At 72.1% G+C, this 16,130-nt stretch carries 13 protein-coding genes and 1 pseudogene; 7 read left to right on the top strand and 7 right to left on the bottom strand.

Features of this window, described 5'->3' with window-relative positions; genetic code table 11:
- Both Voc01_RS19100 and Voc01_RS19095 read right to left on the bottom strand, forming a co-directional pair.
- A pseudogene (locus Voc01_RS19100) lies at window positions 1-244 on the bottom strand (VOC family protein); the annotation flags it as partial.
- Between the two features lie 9 nt (window positions 245-253).
- Window positions 254-832, bottom strand: coding sequence for a TIGR03086 family metal-binding protein (locus Voc01_RS19095; protein ID WP_203928823.1), 579 nt, complete (start codon window positions 830-832; stop codon window positions 254-256).
- Between the two features lie 51 nt (window positions 833-883).
- Between Voc01_RS19095 and Voc01_RS19090 the strand changes: the two genes are divergently transcribed.
- The gene (locus tag Voc01_RS19090) at window positions 884-1,339 is read left to right on the top strand and encodes a MarR family winged helix-turn-helix transcriptional regulator (protein ID WP_239160312.1); all 456 of its coding nucleotides are present in this window, start codon (window positions 884-886) and stop codon (window positions 1,337-1,339) included.
- On the opposite strand, the gene Voc01_RS19085 is transcribed toward Voc01_RS19090, so the two are convergent.
- Window positions 1,311-2,909: an ABC-F family ATP-binding cassette domain-containing protein gene (locus tag Voc01_RS19085; protein ID WP_203928822.1), complete on the bottom strand. Its 1,599-nt coding sequence runs from the start codon at window positions 2,907-2,909 to the stop codon at window positions 1,311-1,313. The genes Voc01_RS19090 and Voc01_RS19085 overlap by 29 nt on opposite strands.
- A 134-nt stretch (window positions 2,910-3,043) precedes the next feature.
- On the opposite strand from Voc01_RS19085, the gene Voc01_RS19080 reads away from it, so the two are divergent.
- The 3 genes from Voc01_RS19080 (at window position 3,044) to Voc01_RS19070 (ending at window position 5,043) form a co-directional block, all read left to right on the top strand.
- The gene (locus tag Voc01_RS19080) at window positions 3,044-3,964 is read left to right on the top strand and encodes a proteasome assembly chaperone family protein (protein ID WP_203928821.1); all 921 of its coding nucleotides are present in this window, start codon (window positions 3,044-3,046) and stop codon (window positions 3,962-3,964) included.
- Between the two features lie 63 nt (window positions 3,965-4,027).
- On the top strand, window positions 4,028-4,390 hold the full coding sequence (locus Voc01_RS19075) for an ArsR/SmtB family transcription factor (RefSeq protein WP_203928820.1): 363 nt from the start codon (window positions 4,028-4,030) through the stop codon (window positions 4,388-4,390).
- Complete coding sequence (locus Voc01_RS19070; RefSeq protein WP_203928819.1) at window positions 4,387-5,043, top strand: SRPBCC family protein; 657 nt, start codon at window positions 4,387-4,389, stop codon at window positions 5,041-5,043. The genes Voc01_RS19075 and Voc01_RS19070 overlap by 4 nt, the downstream gene beginning before the upstream one ends.
- Here Voc01_RS19070 and Voc01_RS19065 read toward each other — a convergent pair.
- A complete protein-coding gene (locus Voc01_RS19065; RefSeq protein WP_203928818.1) occupies window positions 5,036-5,572 on the bottom strand; it encodes an RNA 2'-phosphotransferase in 537 nt (178 codons plus the stop codon). The genes Voc01_RS19070 and Voc01_RS19065 overlap by 8 nt on opposite strands.
- A gap of 22 nt (window positions 5,573-5,594) precedes the next feature.
- Here Voc01_RS19065 and Voc01_RS19060 point away from each other — a divergent pair, with 22 nt between their 5' ends.
- Window positions 5,595-6,020, top strand: coding sequence for a VOC family protein (locus Voc01_RS19060; RefSeq protein WP_203928817.1), 426 nt, complete (start codon window positions 5,595-5,597; stop codon window positions 6,018-6,020).
- 56 nt (window positions 6,021-6,076) lie between these two features.
- Here Voc01_RS19060 and Voc01_RS19055 read toward each other — a convergent pair whose 3' ends face one another.
- Window positions 6,077-7,672, bottom strand: a complete 1,596-nt coding sequence (locus Voc01_RS19055) for a M28 family peptidase (RefSeq protein WP_203928816.1) — start codon at window positions 7,670-7,672, stop codon at window positions 6,077-6,079.
- 220 nt (window positions 7,673-7,892) lie between these two features.
- Between Voc01_RS19055 and Voc01_RS19050 the strand changes: the two genes are divergently transcribed.
- Window positions 7,893-8,501, top strand: a complete 609-nt coding sequence (locus Voc01_RS19050) for a GNAT family N-acetyltransferase (protein WP_239160311.1) — start codon at window positions 7,893-7,895, stop codon at window positions 8,499-8,501.
- Here Voc01_RS19050 and Voc01_RS19045 read toward each other — a convergent pair.
- Window positions 8,491-10,818 carry a M20/M25/M40 family metallo-hydrolase gene (locus tag Voc01_RS19045; RefSeq protein ID WP_239160310.1) on the bottom strand — a complete coding sequence of 776 codons (2,328 nt, stop codon included), beginning with the start codon at window positions 10,816-10,818 and terminating at the stop codon, window positions 8,491-8,493. The two genes, Voc01_RS19050 and Voc01_RS19045, sit on opposite strands and share 11 nt — an antisense overlap.
- Before the next feature lie 152 nt (window positions 10,819-10,970).
- On the opposite strand from Voc01_RS19045, the gene Voc01_RS19040 reads away from it, so the two are divergent.
- Entirely contained in the window at window positions 10,971-11,633 is a 663-nt protein-coding gene (locus Voc01_RS19040; protein ID WP_203928814.1) for a carbonic anhydrase, read from the top strand.
- Between the two features lie 46 nt (window positions 11,634-11,679).
- Here the strand turns inward: Voc01_RS19040 and Voc01_RS19035 are convergent, their stop codons facing one another.
- On the bottom strand, window positions 11,680-15,954 hold the full coding sequence (locus Voc01_RS19035; protein WP_203928813.1) for a galactose-binding domain-containing protein: 4,275 nt from the start codon (window positions 15,952-15,954) through the stop codon (window positions 11,680-11,682).
- Window positions 15,955-16,130: the final 176 nt, after the last annotated feature.

The raw sequence follows: 16,130 nt of genomic DNA, 5'->3' as shown, positions 1-16,130 counted from the left end.
CGGTGTCGGTGATCCAGCCGACGTCGCGGCTCTGCACCGAGACGATCAGCCGGTCGGCCCGCACGTCGAGCCACAGGTGCCCGTCGGCGTCGTCGCCGGCGGCCGCCGAGACCGCCGCAGCGGCGTCGGCCGCCGCGGCCAACGATCCGACCGGGACCGCGGTGCGTACCAGCCCGAGAATGTAGCGCCAGCCCAGCCCGTCGACCGCCGCCGAGATCGCCGTTCGACTCATCTCTCCTGCCACCGGTGAACCCTATGGCGCCCGGCCGACGAGCGCCAGCAACCGGTCCAGGTCGGTCGCGCCCTCCACGATGGACAGCCGCGGCGCGAACGGCGCGCCCGGTTGCGCGCGCCCCGGTCCGTCGGGCACGGCCTCCGCGATGGGCAGCGCGGCCGTCACCAGTTCGGGGGGAAGGGCCGGGTGGACGCCGAGCGAGCGCGCGACGTCCCACGTGTGGACCACGTAGTCGAGGAAATGGAACCCGACCGCCCGGACGCCGCGGAACGTCACCTCGGTACTGAACTCCGGCAGCGCGAACCGCGCGTCGGCGACCCCGGGCCCGGCGAACGCCGCGACCACGTCGTCGGCGGCCGCGGTGTACGCCGCCACCGGGTCGTCGCCCAGCGGGAGCACCTCCCACGCCCGCGGGTCGGCACCGGTTCCGCGGGCGGCCGCGGCGAACCCGCGGTGCTGCGCGGTCATGTGCGCCAGGAGGTCGCCGAGTGTCCACTGTGCACAGGGCGTCGGCCGGTCGAGGTCGCCGGCGCCGACCCGCGCCACCACCCGGACGCTCTCCGCCACCGCCCGGCGGTCGAGCTCGATAATATGCATGTGCGTACGATCTATGGGAGCGTACAGTATGTCAAGGCGTATCGTGAGGCGGTGACCACGGACGACCGCCCCGACCTGGCGGCGATGCTCCACCGGCTGACGCGCGCCCTCGTCGACGCCGAGCATCCCGTGCTCGCGGCCAACGACCTCACGATGTGGGGCTACACGGTGCTCACGGCGCTCGCCACCGGCCCCACGCGCACGCAGGCCGCGCTCGCGCAGGCGATCCGGGCCGACAAGACCCGCATCATCCCGGTGCTCGACGACCTGCAGGAGCGTGGGCTCATCGAGCGCCGGCCCGACCCCGGCGACCGGCGGGTACGCCTGCTGGCGATCACCCCCGCCGGCCGCCGCGTCTTCGGCCGCACCCGCACCGGCATCCGGGCCGGCGAGGAGCGCGTGCTGGCGCTCCTGCCGGCGGCCGACCGGCGGACCTTCCTCCGGGCGCTGCGCACGTTGTCCGACGTGGACGTGGCGGCTACCGCCCGAGCTCGACCCAGCGGGTGATGCCGAGGTCGCGCAGGAACGGCCGGTCGTGAGCGGCCACCACCAGCGCGCCGCGGTACCCGGCGAGCGCCGCCGTGAGCTGCGCGACGGTCGCCAGGTCGAGGTTGTTCGTCGGCTCGTCGAGCAGGAGCAGCTGCGGCGCCGGGTCGGCCAGCAGGAGCGCCGCGAGACTCGCCCGGAACCGTTCGCCGCCGGAGAGCTGCCCGGCCGGCTGGTCGGCGCGCGCACCCCGGAACAGGAAGCGGGCCAGCCCCGCGCGAACGGCGTTGTGGGACGCGCGCGGCGCGAACCGTGCGACGTTCCCGGCCACCGACAGGTCGTCGTCGAGCACGTCCAGCCGCTGCGGCAGGTACCCGACGGGCACGTGCAGGGCCACCGTGCCCGCCGCCGCGGCCACCTCGCCGACGATCGTGCGGAGCAGCGTCGTCTTGCCCGCGCCGTTCGGCCCGACGAGCGCGATCCGCTCCGGTCCGCGTACGTCGAGGTCGAGGGGGCCGCCCCGGTTGCCCGACCGTAGCCGGACGCCGCGCAGTGCCAGCACCTCCCGGCCGGCCGGCACCGTGGTGGCCGGCAGGTCGATGCGCACGGTCGGGTCGTCGTGCACCGCCTCCTCGGCGGTGTCGAGCGACTCGCGCGCCTCGGCCAGCTTCTCCTGGTGCATGCCGTGGTGCTTGCCGGCCGACACCTGCGCCGCGCTGCGCCGGTTGCCCATGATGCGCTTGGGCTCCCGCTTGGTGTCCCACATCTTCTGCGCGTACCGCTGCCGCCGCGCGAGCTTGACCCGCGCGTCGATCAGCTCGCGCTCCTGCCGGCGCACGTGCGACTCCGCCGCGCGCACGAGCCGCTGCGCAGCCTCCTGCTCGACCGCCACCGCCTCCTCGTAGGCCGACAGGTTGCCGCCGTACCACCGGATCCCGGTCGCCCGGACGTCGCCGATGCGGTCGACGCGGTCGAGCAGGGCGCGGTCGTGGCTGACGACGACGAGCACGCCCGGCCACGCGTCGACCGCGGCGTACAGGCGGTCGCGGGCGCCCGAGTCGAGGTTGTTGGTCGGCTCGTCGAGCAGCAGCACCGCCGGGCGGCGCAGGAACTGCGCGGCGAGCCCGAGCAGCACCGCCTCGCCGCCCGACACCCGGCCCACCGGCCGGTCGAGGTCGACGTGGGTGAGGCCGAGCCGGTCGAGCGTCGCGCGGGCGCGCTCGGTGACGTCCCAGTCGGCGTCGGCAAAGGAACCGATCGCGGCGATGGTCGCCTCGTCGGTGACGCCGCTCTCCAGCGCGCGCAGGGCGCGGTGTGCCTCCGCGACGCCCAGCACCTCGTCCACCCGCAGCTGTGCCGAGAGGGTGAGGTCCTGGCGCAGGTAGCCGACGTCGCCGTCGACGCGCACCGTGCCGGCCGTGGGTGTGAGGTCGCCCGCGATGAGCCGCAGCAGTGTCGACTTGCCGGTGCCGTTGGCGCCGATGAGCCCGGTACGGCCGGTGCCGATGGAACCGGTGAGGGAGTCGAGGACGGTCTGCCCGGCGGGCCAGGCGAACGACAGACCGGTGAACACGATGGAAGGGGTTCTCATAGACATGAGCCACTCCGGAATTGTCGGAACCGACTGTTCACGGAGAGACACCTCGAACGGGTGTCTCGGCTCAGATCCGCACCGGAGGGCCTCCTACGGGGTTTCCACGGCGGAGACGAGTATACCGTTGAGTGGTGCTGGACCCGAACGAGCTTTTCGAGATGACCGGTGACCTGCCGCAGCTGGAGCGGCCCGTGCTGCTCCAGGCGCTCGACGGATTCGTCGACGCCGGAAGCGCGGTGCAGCTCGCGCGCGAACACGTCATGTCGGCGCTGAACGCCCGCCTCATCGCCCGGTTCGACATCGACCAGCTGCTCGACTACCGCTCCCGCCGGCCCACGATGAAGTTCGTGGAGGACCACTGGGAGTCCTACGACGAGCCGGTGCTCGGCCTCTACCACGTGCGTGACGACGAGGGCACCGCGTTCCTCATGTTGGCCGGCCCGGAGCCCGACCTGCAGTGGGAGCGGTTCATCGCGGCGGCGTTGACGCTCATCGAGCGCCTCGACGTCCGCATCACCGTGGGGCTCACCGCGATTCCGATGGCGGTGCCGCACACGCGCCCGATCGGGGTCACCGCGCACGCCACCCGGCCCGAGCTGATCGCCGGGTACGAGCCGTGGCTGCGCCAGGTGCAGGTGCCGGCTAGCGTGGCGAACCTGCTGGAGTACCGCCTCGGCAAGCACGGCCACGATGCGATCGGCTTCGCCGTGCACGTGCCGCACTACCTGGCGCAGAGCCCGTTCCCGGCCGCGGCCGAGGAGCTGCTCACCCGGCTGTCGCGGTCGACCGGCCTGCTGCTGCCCACGGAGGAGCTGCGTAGCGCGGCGGAGCTGGTGCGGGTGGAGGTCGACAAGCAGGTCGCCGCGGCCGAAGACGCCACGGCGCTGGTGAAGATGCTGGAGCAGCAGTACGACAGCTTCTCGCGGGGACGCGGTGACAACGACCTGCTGGCCGCCGAGACCGCCGCCCTGCCCACCGCCGACGAGCTCGGTGCGGAGCTCGAACGCTTCCTCGCAGAGCACAACCGGCCGCCGGAGCAGCCACCGGGCTGAGTTCGATCAAAAGCAGTAATTTCAGCTTGCACTTATATAAGGGGTCAGTGATAGAGTCGTCACGTGCACGCGTTCGACGTCCTCGGTGACCCGGTCCGGCGCCGGATTCTGGAGCTGCTCGCCGAGGGCGAGCTGACCGCCGGTGCCATCACCGAGGTCGTCCGGCGTGAGTTCGGCATCAGCCAGCCCGCTGTCTCGCAGCACCTGCGGGTGTTGCGGGAGAACGGGTTCACCACCGTCCGCGCGGAGGGCACCCGTCGCCTGTACGCGGTGGACGCGACCCCGTTGCGGGAGGCCGACCTGTGGCTCGACCGATTCCGGGCGTTCTGGAACCAGCGGCTCGACGCCCTGGCGACGGAGCTCGTCCGCGGAAAGCGCACGAAGCGCTCCGAGAGCAACGCTGACGACACCAAGGAGCAGAAGTGACCGACCTGTTGAACGACCTGAAGGCGGTGCACCGGACCACCGGCAGCCGCGCGGTGAGCGCCGACGACGCGCGCGAGGCCCGCACCATCGTGCTCACCCGGCACTACGACGCGCCGATCGGGGACGTGTGGGACGCCGTCACCGATCCCGAGCGGATCAGCCGCTGGTTCCTGCCGGTCACCGGCGACCTGAAGGTCGGCGGCCGCTACCAGACCCAGGGCAACGCCGGCGGGGTCATCAAGGTGTGCGAGCCGCCGCGGCTGCTGCGCGTCACGTGGGAGATGGGCGAGGCCAAGGAGAGCGACTACAGCGAGGTCGAGCTGCGGCTGTCCGAAGTGGACGGTGGCACCGAGTTCACGCTCGACCACGTCGCGGTCGTCGACCCGGGCTTCTGGGGCCAGTTCGGGCCGGGCGCGGTCGGCGTCGGCTGGGACCTCACCCTGCTGGGCCTCGGCACGCACCTGCGCGGCGAGTCGATCGGCAACCCCGAGGAGTTCGAGAAGTCGCCCGAGGCGCGCGAGTTCACGACCGCGAGCTGCGAGGCCTGGGAGGCCGCGTCGATCGCCGGTGGCATCCCGGAGGCCGACGCGAAGAGCATGGCCGCGAACACGAAGGCGTTCTACGTTCCCCCGCTGGAGGAGGGCGCTAGCTGATGTACCGCGTCGGCACCTCGGCGGTGAGCCAGACGCCGTTGTCGCTGCGGTAGAACTCGAAGCCGTCGCGGGCCATCGCGCCCGCTTCGACCTCGAGGATGACGACCGGACCGCCGCGCCGCCCACCGACGCGGCGCGCGGTCGGTTCGTCGGTGGAGAGGTGGACGTGGTGGCGCCCGCCCCGGTTCAGGCCGGTGGCCCGGATCGAGGCGACCGCGGCCTCGTTGGTGCCGTGGTACAGCCGCTCCGGCGGCTCCACCGGCACCAGCCCGAGGTCGACCGGCACCGAGTGGCCCTGGCTGGCGCGGATGCGCTCCACCCCGTCGGGCCCGCGCACGATCGCGAAGCGCTGCTTGTCGTTGCCTGCCACCACGGCGTCGATGTCTCCGCGGTCGACGCCCAGGGCGGACAGAAGGTCGGCGACCGGTACCCAGCCGCCGGGATCGAGGGTGAGCCCGACGCGCCCCGGGTCGTGGCGCAACGCCTTCGACATCCGTTTGCTGAGCTTCACCATATGTGCGTGTTCCATGATGGGTGCCAGTATCTACGGCGTGCGCCTGCGACTCGAACTGTTTGTCGACGACCTCGCCGTCTCGGAGGGCTTCTACACGGGGCTGCTCGGCTTCGAGGTGGTGAGCCGGGCCGCCGACTACGTGAGCGTGCGCCGGGGGAGCGTGCTGTTCGGTCTCGGCCCGGTGTCCAAGCTTCCCGCCGACGACGACCGTCCCTGGCCGGGTCCACACGGACCGCGGCGGCCGTTCGGGCCGGGCTTCACCCGGCGGCGGCTGGCGGCCGACCGCGGCGCCGGCACCGAGATCGTGCTGGAGCTCGACGACGTCGGTGAGGTGGCGGCCCTGCACGACCGCTGCCTGGCCGCCGACGTGGTGGTCGACGACCTGCGCCAGCGCCCCTGGGGCCTGTGGGACTTCCGGATCGTCGACCCGGACGGCTACTACCTGCGCCTCACCCACCGCTGACAGACGAAATCCCGGGCCTCCGACGAACGGAGGCCCGGGATCGCGGTCCTACAGGGTCAGGCCTTGCCGGCTGCCACCGACGACGCGACCGACGCCGGACCCGCCGAACGGGCCGCCGCGGCGGCGACCCGGGGCGGGATCGACGAGGTGTCGAACGCGTACGTGATCACCGCGGTGGCGATCGCGTCGGCGTTCACGTCGAACGCGCGCAGGTTGATGTTGCCGAGCAGCGGGTACTGGCGGTCGAGCTTCCGGTACACCTCCGCGTCGGCACCGTCCTTCACCGGGGTGAAGCTGTCGCACGGGTCGTGGTAGCACGGGTCCATCTGCTCGCCTTCGAGGCCGCCCCACTTGGCGACGTCGTCGGCGGTCTTCGGCTCCTCGGCACCGGTGAACAGGCCACCGGCCGGAATGCCGTTGGCGATGAACGCGCCGTAGTCGGAGCGTCCGGTGAAGTCCGACGCCCGGGTGGGCAGGCCACGGTCGGCGAAGAACTTCTGGAACAGCGCCTCGATCTCGGCCGATCCGGTCGGCCCGGGGCCGGAGCCCGCACCGGCGGAGTCGTCGCCGTCGTACACGCCGAGCGTGTAGTTCGCCGACGCGATCATGTCGAAGTTCAGGTACAGCTTGATCTGCGCCGCCTGCGCCTCGGTGAGCCCGGCCACGTACGTGTTCGAGCCGACGAGACCGGCCTCCTCGGCACCCCACCACGCGAAGCGCACCTTGTTGGTGGGCTTCACCTTGCGCATCTGGTACGCGACCTCCAGCAGCGCCGCGCTGCCGGACCCGTTGTCGTTGATGCCGACGGTGTCGGGCTCGGAGTCGAGGTGCGCACCGGCCATCACGACGTTGTCCGGGTTGCCGCCCGGCGACTCGGCGATGACGTTCTCGGTGCTGCGCGTCTCCGAGATGGCCTGGGTCTGGATGTGCAGCACGAGACCCGCCGTGGTGGCGAACTGCTCGCCGAGGGCGTAGGACACGGTGACGGCCGGGATGCCGACAGCGGCGCCGAGGTTGCCGCCGAACAGGGCGTACCGGTCGGGGTTCGCCTCGGGCGTGCCGTTGCCCTGGTTGAAGATGACGACGCCGGCGGCGCCGGCCGCCTCCGCGTTGCGCACCTTGACGACGAAGTCGCAGGAGCCACGCTGCACCAGCGCGATCTTCCCGGCGACGTCGACTCCGGCGAAGTCGGTGGCCTCGCACCCCGACGTCGACGCGCGCGGCGGGGTCAGGTTGATGTCGACCGGAACCACGGCCGCGGTGGCGTTGCCCGAGCCGGTGCAGCTCGTCGTCTGGTAGTCGGTGCCCTCGACGTACGTCGCCGTCGGGGCGGGCGCCGTCTTGTCGAAGGCGGACGGCCCGGTCTCCTCGCAGAACGTGAAGTCGAACGGCTGGCGGGTGACCTTGTAGCCGGCCAGCTTCATGGTCCACGCGACGTAGTCGGCGCTGCGGTCGTAGCCGGGCCCGCCCGAGCCACGGTTGTCGCCGTTGGTGTCGCCGATGAACTGGAACGCCGCGAGGTGGCGGAGCAGACCGGGCAGCGTGACCGCCTTGGTGAGCTTCTCGGGCGTGCTGTTGCCGGGCGGAGGCTTGGGTGGCTTCTTGCCGGCGGAGGCGGGGCTCGCCGCAGCGAACGAGCCGACCAGCACCATGGCCGCCGAAGCGGCAACTATCCGACGTAGGGGGATTCGGCCTCGTAAGCCAAACGCCATGCGGGGACTCCTTCCAAGGATCGTCGAATAGCAACCTATTGATAAGTGCACAGTGAAGGGAAGTAGTTGCAGTCCGTGCGTCGGGTTCGGCAAGGGTTTCAGCTCATAGGATCATGAAATGTTTGGCGAAGCGTCTGATCCGCATCCTTTGCGCGTTTTGATGTACGAAGCGGTGAACGGCCGGTTCCCGCCGGTCGACGGCTCCGTCACGGTTGTTCCCGAGTTGGCCCCTGGGCGCGAGTGTTCGTTCGGCTTCACCGGGCACGCCGTCGTCGCGACCGCGCTGCCGCCGGCGGAGGTGCACGCCCGCAAGGTCGACGGCTTCGGACCGACCGTGCTGCCCGACTTCCTCCGGTGGCTGGCCGGCCCCGCCGGCGAGGTCCACGTCACCGACGTCACCCTGTTCGCCCGCGGCACCGGCGGCGACCGCCTGCCCGAACGGCCCGACCTGGCCGACCATCCGCGGGTCCGGTTCGCGCTCGGTTTCCGCGACGACGTCCGCGTCTTCGGCGACGAGCGCGGTCTGGTCACCCTCAGCCGGGGCCTGGCCGGCCGTCCGGAGCTGAGCATCGAGGCCGCGCCGGAGGGTCAGGGCCGCGGGTGGGGGCGTTCGCTGATGGTGGACGCGCTGAGCCTGGCGCCCGACGGCGAACCCGTGTTCGCGGCGGTGTCCCCGGGCAACGCCCGGTCGCTGCGGATGTTCCTGGCGCTGGGTTTCACGCCGATCGGCTCGGAGACGGTCGTCCTGCCGGCCCGCGTCAGATCGTGACGGTGATGGCGCCGGCCACGAGCTCGGAGCTGTGGGTGCCGGCCACGCCGACGTTCGGCGGGCGCTGGCGGAACCCGGGCAGACCGTCGAGGCCGTCGCTGCCGTCGATGAGCCGGAACCGCAACGGTTCGGCCCCCGACACGGTGAGGTCGAGCTCGAAGCCGTCGTCGGCGACGCCGTGGAACTGGAGCCCGAAGCGGTCGCGGTCGGTGAGGTACGGCGAGATCTCGCGGCCCTCGACGGCGGCGCGGACCACGCGCCGGTTGCCCTTGTCGCCGTAGATCGCGAGCAGCCGCACCGGCCGGCGGGGCGCCAACCGCAGCTTGAGCCGCCGCTCGCTGCCGGTGGTGACGTCGGCCAGCACGGTCACCTCGGGGGCGGCGATCCGCGCCGGCTGCGCGGGTCCCACCGCGAGCTTTCCGGCGGGCAGCAACGGGAACGCGGCGCCCACGTCGGCCTTGTCGCGGACGAACCGCGCCGTCCACGTGCCCGGGCTCGACTCGAGGCTGACCCACTGGGCCGTGCCCGTGTTGTGGTCGAGCGCGTACATCAGGTGCGTCGGCAGCGGATGCCGCGCGTCCCATCGATCGACGGCGAGCCCGACGGTGGTGAACACCAGCGACAGCACCAGCGCGGCCACCACGGGCGCCGCGCCGCGCAGCCGGTGCGGCGGGCTCCCGACCGGACGCCACGCCAGGTCGAGCACGGGCACGAGCGCGAGGCCCAGCAGCGTCAGGAACAGCGCCGACGCGTACGCGGCGCCGAGGCCGAGCGCCGGAAAGAACAGGAAGATCATCGGGACCAGCACCAGCACGGCCGCCGCCGCGCCCGCGCCGAGGACGGCCACCTTGCCCAGCGCCGGCCGCACGTACAGCGCGCCGATGCCGGCGGCCGCCCCGAACAGCGCCGGGAGCGCGGCGAGGTACGACCCGCCCGGGATCAGGGCGGCGAACAGCACCCCGAACACCGCCAGCACGCCGAGCCCGCCGATGGCCAGCGGCACCGGCCCGATCCGCCGGCGCAGGAGCGCGTACCAGCCGAACAGCACGCCGCCGGTGAGCGCCACCACGGCCAGCCGGAACCAGCCCGGCCGGCTCGGATCGATCATGTCGCTGTAGCCCGGCCGCAGCGTCACCAGCGCGGTCCACAGCGCCTGCGCCGCCAGCGCGGCGACGACCAGCGGCACCAGCGCGAGGCCGAACCCGGCCGCGGCGCGTGGCCACGAGGTCAGCCCGCGCCGGCGGGCCAGGAACGCCAGCGCGCCGACGCCGACCAGCGCCAGCACCGCGAGCGGCCACACCAGCCAGCCGGGGTAGCGCATGAGGAACCCGGGCACCGGGAAGTACGTGGCGTCGTGGCCGGCCGGCCGCATCAGCGGGCCGAGGTCGGCCCGGCCGAACGCCTTGGCCAGCGCCAGCGTGTTGTCGCCGTGGTGCTGCAGGCTGCCCCGGCTCATCGACTCCGGCCGGTCGAGCGGGGTGTGGTAGGTGTAGGACCCGTCGATGTACGCCGAGTTCAGCCCGGTGAACCGGTCGTGGGCGAGGAACGGCGTGAAGTCGGTGTCGTTGGAGAGCAGCCGGTAGATCTCGACGGCCACGCTCGACCCGACCGGGTGCGGCACGCCCGCGAACACGTCGACGAGGTCGGCGTTGCCCCGCGAGGTCTCGAACATGACCGCCGGTCCGTTGCTGCCGCGCGCCTCGACGTTGACGACCACCGCCCGGTCGCCGGCGAGCGGGTGCAGGTTCACGAACGCCTCGGCGCCGTTCATGCCGACCTCTTCGGCGTCGGTGAACAGGAACACCACGTCGTTGCGGGGCGCCGGGCCCGCCTTCATGGCCCGGGCCGTCTCCAGCAGCGTCGAGACGCCGGCGCCGTCGTCGTTGGCGCCGTAGCTCACCTGGACCGCGTCGTAGTGCGCCACGAAGATGACCCGACCGGTGGACGCCGTGCCGGGGATGCGGGCGATCACGTTGCGCACCCGCGCGGCCACGCCCTCCTCCCAGTCGCGGGCCGCGACGAGGCCGGTGGCCTCCTGCACCTCGGTCTCCAGCCCGTAGCCGCGCAGCGTCTCCAGGAGGTACTCCCGCACGCGGTCGCCGGCCGGACTGCCGGCCACGTGCCGGTCCTGACCGATCTGTTCGACGTGCCGGAACGCCCGCCCGGCCGAGAACTCCCCGGCAGGCGCGTCGTCGTCGGCCGGCGACGGCGGCTGGATGTCGGCGATGGCGCCGAGCGTGAGGAGCAGGAGCAGCCCGAGGAGCACCGCCGCGACGAGCGGCCGGCGAGCCGGCGTGACGTAGGAGCGATCCGGCACGGGCGTCTCCGGTGTGTTCTCTCTGGTGGCGGCCGGATGATGATACGGGTGATCCGGCCGGCCGGCGCGGCGCGGCCGGACCCGGCCGTGATTTCGGCCTCGCTCCGCGCATAACCGATGCGCGTACGTCGTCGGATGTTCATCCTTGACACATGTTTCCGCTGGTTCCGGACCCGACCGCGCCACCCTTCGTGGCCGTGTTCCCGCCCGCACCATCGTCACCACCGGTGGCCTCCGAGCCCTCGCCGGGCGCGGCCGATCCCGACGCGGCGCTGGCCGCGCTGGTCGCCGGCAACCGGCGGTTCGTGTCCGGCCAGCCGTTGTACGGCCACCAGGTGCGCCGCGCGGTGGCCGTGGCGACGACGCCGGCGCCGATCGCGGTGGTGGTCGGGTGCATGGACACCCGGGTGCCGGTCGAGGCGGTGTTCGACCAGGACTTCGGGTCGATCTTCGCGGTCCGCACCGGCGGCCACGTGCTCGACCGGGCGGCGGTCGGCTCGGTGGAGATCGCCGTCAATGCGGTCGGCGTCCCGTTGGTTCTGGTTCTCGGCCACCGACGGTGCGCCGCGGTGGCCACGGCGGTCGATGCCTGGACCACGGGCCGGCGGCCGCACGGCGGGGTCGGTGCCGTCGTCGACGACATCACCGACGCGATCCGCGCCACGCCGCCCGACCGGGTCGAGGCGGTCGACCCGGTGGCCCGCGAGCACACGGCCCGCACGGTCGCGCGGCTGCGCACCGTGCTCGGCGACAGGGCCCGCGTGGTGGACGCCTACTACGACGTCGACACCGGGGTCGTCGAGCTGACGCGGTGAGCCCCGCCCTCCTCGGCGGAGAGGGCGGGGCCCGGTCCGCGTCTCCTTACGGGTTGATCGTGAGGGTGAACGTCGACGGGGTCAGGTTCTGGATGTCGCGGAAGTTGTTCGACATCCGCAGGTTGGTGAACGTGGCGCCGCCGCGGGCCGGGCCCTCACCCGGCTCGGGCAGCTCGTTGACCCAGATCCCGAAGCCGGACTCGGCGTCGTAGGCGTCGCCGCTGCGTTGCGCGCCGCTGATGGAGATGTTGGTGAAGACCGTGTCGGTGACCGGGAACAGCGGCCCGGGGTTGTAGTCGGTCTGGAACATGATGCCGTGGTACGTCGGGTCGACGATGTCCACATCGGACACCCGGATGCCCTGGAAGACCTTCGACGCCGAGTACACCCAGATCGCCGGGAACGTCTGCGCGCCCCAGAAGTGTCCGCCGGCCCGCACGATCGAGATGTTCTCGAACCGGGTCGGGGGACTGGCTCCGAACCCGTGCATCGGGTACCCGAAGTCGAGCGAGCTGATCGTGATGCCCGAGTACACCAGCGTGTCGGCGATGTAGACGTTACGGACCACGTTGTCGTAACCGCCGTACACCGCGATACCGGCCGCGCGCCACGTCAGCGTCGACGTGAGGTTCTCGAAGACGTTGCCGGTCTGCTCACCGGAGTTGAGGTCGGTCGCGGAGAACAGCGCGAAGCTGTCGTCGCCGGAGGCCCGCGACTCGTTGTTGGTGACGAGGTTGTTCGTGCTGCCGTTGGTCAGGTTCACCGCGTCGGCGAAGAGGTTGCGCGACCGCGTGTTGCGGATCGTCGAGGTGTCGATGTTCGTGCCCCAGAACAGGCACAGGAAGTGCTCGGCCCACACGTTCTCGACGGTGAGGTTGGTGAGGTTCTTCGCGTCGAACACCTTGCCCGGCCCGTCCTGCCGGAACGTGTAGTTGCCGAAGATGGCCAGGTTGCTCACGGTGGTGCCGCTCGCGCCCTGCTGCAGGTCGAACCCGATGTCGGTGTTCTCCTGGGTCGCCGGTGCCTGGATGCGGGTGTACCAGGGTCCGGCGCCGGTCACCCGGATGCCCTTGCCGTACACGAGCAGCTTCTGCTGCGCGGTGTAGGTGCCGGCCGGCAGGTAGACACCGACGAGGTTCCCGGTGGTGTCCATGCGCACCCGGTCGAGCGCGTTCTGGATGTCCTGCTGGGTGAAGCCGGCCGGCACGGCGTACCGGGCCGGGTCGGGGTTCGCGACCGGTGCCACCAGTTCGGTGTTGATGAAGTCGATCGCGTACTGGCTGCCGTTCGCGGCGTCCTTCTGGAGCCGGATCCGGCTGCCCGCCGGCACCGTGCCGTTGAGCATCACGCTGGCCTCGTCGTAGATGTGCCGCGGGGCGCCGGAGCCGGGCGAGTTGTTCGGGCTGGCCTCGTTGCCGTAGAGCCAGGCGTACTTCGAGGTGAGGTCGATCGCCTTGTGGAACTGGCCGTCGACGTAGATGTTGAGCGTGGTGTTCGTCCCGTCGGGGATGGAGAATCGGGTCACCAGCGTGTTGGTAGCCGCCCGGGTGGTGAACTCGACGTAGGAGCCGGTGCCGGTGAGGGTCACGGCGCGGCGTCCGCTCGCCTCGCCGCCGAGGTCGCCGACCGTCCTGTTCGGACCGACGATGCCGGCGCCACCACCGCGGACGGCGTCCTCGGCCTCGTACATCTCGTACGGCAGGTTCGCGCCGCGGCCGACGAACAGCGACCGGTCGGCGGTGTTGTTGGTGCGCTTGACCGGTAGCTCGTTGCCGTCGGCCGCGACCGTCGCGCGTACCGTGTACCGGCCGTTGACCGCCGGCCAGGTGCCCAGGTTCACGCCCGCGCCGGTGGCGCCCGCGTCGATGGTGCCGGTGAACGTTCCGGTGAGCGTGCGGACGGTGCCGCCGTTGCCGTCGAGCAGGGTCAGCGTGACGGCGTGCCCGCCGCCCGCCGAGGCGATGGTGCCCTGGTTGCGGATGGCCACGGTGAACGTCACCGTGTTGCCGGCGGCCGGCGTGCCCGGCGACCACGACACCACCGGGACCAGGTCGGAGCTGTCGACCGGCCGTACCACGAGCGGGCTGCCCGCCGTGAAGGAGTTGTTGGTCTCGTTGGTCTCGACGACGGTGTTGCCCTCGTCGACCTTCGCGCTCAGGGGATAGGAGCCGGCGTTGCGGGTCCCGATGGACGCTGTCACCGACGCGGACGCGCCCGCCGCGAGCGCGCCGACCGCGGCGGTGCCCGCGAGCGTCGTGCCCAGGTAGACGTTGACGTTCGTCGCGCCCGACGCGGCCGTCCCTCCATTGCGGACGGTCGCGGTCACCGAGACGGTGTCGGTCTCGACCGGCGACGCGGGCGACGCCGACAGGGCCGTGACGGTGAGGTCGGGGTTGGGCGCGGGCGTGCCGATCACCTGGAACTCGGCCACCTGACCGCCCGACGACCCGCTGTTGGCCGTGATGCGCAACTGCACGTCGGCGACGCTCGCCGACACGGGGATCGTCACGCTGTTCCCGCTCGCCGGGTTGAACGTGTAGGTGGCCGCGGCGCGCAGGCTGGTGAACGTCGTGGAGCTCTGCGTGCGGCCGAGCACCTCGATGGTCTGGGTGCGGGTGCCCCACACCGGGTCGGGGTTCAGCTTCACGACGACGCCCGTGACGGCGGCGTTCGCTCCGAGTTGGACGGTCAGCAGGTTCGGGTAGGCGCCGGCCGCCGACTCCCAGTAGGTGGTGAGGTTGTCGTCGTTGGCGTTCGCCGCCACGAACGTGAAGACCGTCGAGGACGCCGTGATCGGCTTGCCGACGGCCAGGTTCGCGCCGCCGCCGGTGCCCACGCGCGTCACCGTGTTGCTGTTCGCCGACTGGTTGCCGGCGGCGTCGCGCGCCTTCACGACGTAGGACACGGTTGCCGTGGCCGGCTGGGTGTCCGTGTAGGACGTTGCGGTGACGGTGCCGCGCAGCGCGTCGTTGGCGTAGACGTCGTACGCGGTGACGCCGACGTTGTCGGTGCTCGCGGTCCAGGTGAGGCGGATCTGGTCGGCGGCCGGCTGCGTGTAGGCGAGGTTCCCGGGCGCGGTGGGTGCCTGGGTGTCGCCGGTGCTGCCGGTGCGGGTCACCATGTTGCTGTTGGGCGACTGGTTGCCGGCGGCGTCGCGCGCCTTCACGTGGTAGGTCACGGTGGCGCTGGCCGGCTGCGTGTCGGTGTAGGCCAGCACGGTGCCGGCGACGCTGGTCCGCAGCACGTTGTTGGCGTAGATGTCGTAGGCGGTGACGCCGACGTTGTCGGTGGCCGCGGTCCAGGTGAGGCGGATCTGGTCGGTGGCCGGCTGCGTGTAGGCGAGGCCGCCGGGCGCCGTGGGGGCCTGGGTGTCGCCGCCGCCGGGTCCGTACACCTCCAGTTCGGAGAGCTGACCGGCGGGCCAGCCGGTGTTCGCGGTGACGTGCACCCGCACGTACCGGGTGGTGGCGGCGCCGAACGTGAGCGTCACCGTGTTGCCGCTCGCGGGGCTGAACGCGCGCCCGGCGCTGGCGACGAGCGTGCTGAAGCCGGACCCGTCGGTGCTGCCCTGCACCGACAGCGTCTGGGTGCGCGCCTCCCACGCCGACGGAAGCTTGAGCACCACGCGGTTCACGCTGACGCCGCTGCCGAGGTCGACCTGCACCCACTGCGGGAACGTGTTGTTCGGGCTCTCCCAGTAGCTTCCCTGGTTCCCGTCGCCGGCGTTGCCCGCCCCGTACGGCGCCACCGAGCCGCTCGCGCTGAACGCCCTGCCCTGGGCGAGGTTCCCGGACGACGTGGCGGCCCCGTACACCTCCAGCTCGGCCAGCTGCGCGGCCGCCCAGCCGGTGTTAGCCGTGATCTGGACCCGCACCTGGCGCACGGTCGTCGCGGCGAAGTTCAGGGTGACGGTGTTGCTGGTGCCCGGCGCGAACGACTGCCCCGCGGCGGCGACGATCGTGGTGAACCCGGAGCCGTTCGTGCTGCCCTGCACCGTCAGCGTCTGCGTGCGGGTCTCCCACGCCGGCGGCAGCTTGAGCACGACCTGGTCGACGCTCTGCTCGCTGCCGAGGTCGACCTGCGCCCACTGCGGGAACGCGCCCGCGCTCTCCCAGTAGGTGCCCTGGTTGCCGTCGGTCAGGTTGGCGGCGGCGTACGGACCGTTCACCGAACTCGCGGTGGCGGCGCGGCCGGCGGCGAGGTTGGGTCCGCCGGCGGCGGAGGCGGTGCCGGCGGTGAGCACCGTGGTGGCCACCAGTGCCACGCCGGCCAGCGTGATCGTGGCCAGCGCGCCGGCCAGTCTTCCGGGTCTTCTGTTCATCGCGTCCTCGGCTGTGGTTGGGGGTGCGGCGGATGCGGCGACGACCCGACCGGCGAGGCCGGACGGGCGGGAGGGGGCGGGGCGGTGAGGGCGGGTGATCGAGTTTTTTCACCGCGAGGCACAAATGTTTCAGACGTCTCCGGCCTCGTCAACCATCAATGTAAGAGAATTGCGCG

Origin of the sequence: Virgisporangium ochraceum (assembly GCF_016863655.1) — a bacterium.
Taxonomy (GTDB): domain Bacteria; phylum Actinomycetota; class Actinomycetes; order Mycobacteriales; family Micromonosporaceae; genus Virgisporangium; species Virgisporangium ochraceum.
This window is presented reverse-complemented; position numbering and strand designations above follow the sequence as displayed.

Coding starts and splice junctions, on each gene's coding strand:
- Voc01_RS19055 (WP_203928816.1), bottom strand. CDS start 7,672: ATGGTGCTGGTCGGCTCGTTCGCTGCGGCGAGCCCCGCCTCCGCCGGC.
- Voc01_RS19095 (WP_203928823.1), bottom strand. CDS start 832: ATGCATATTATCGAGCTCGACCGCCGGGCGGTGGCGGAGAGCGTCCGG.
- Voc01_RS19050 (WP_239160311.1), top strand. CDS start 7,893: ATGTACGAAGCGGTGAACGGCCGGTTCCCGCCGGTCGACGGCTCCGTC.
- Voc01_RS19065 (WP_203928818.1), bottom strand. CDS start 5,572: ATGGAACACGCACATATGGTGAAGCTCAGCAAACGGATGTCGAAGGCG.
- Voc01_RS19035 (WP_203928813.1), bottom strand. CDS start 15,954: ATGAACAGAAGACCCGGAAGACTGGCCGGCGCGCTGGCCACGATCACG.
- Voc01_RS19040 (WP_203928814.1), top strand. CDS start 10,971: ATGTTTCCGCTGGTTCCGGACCCGACCGCGCCACCCTTCGTGGCCGTG.
- Voc01_RS19085 (WP_203928822.1), bottom strand. CDS start 2,909: ATGAGAACCCCTTCCATCGTGTTCACCGGTCTGTCGTTCGCCTGGCCC.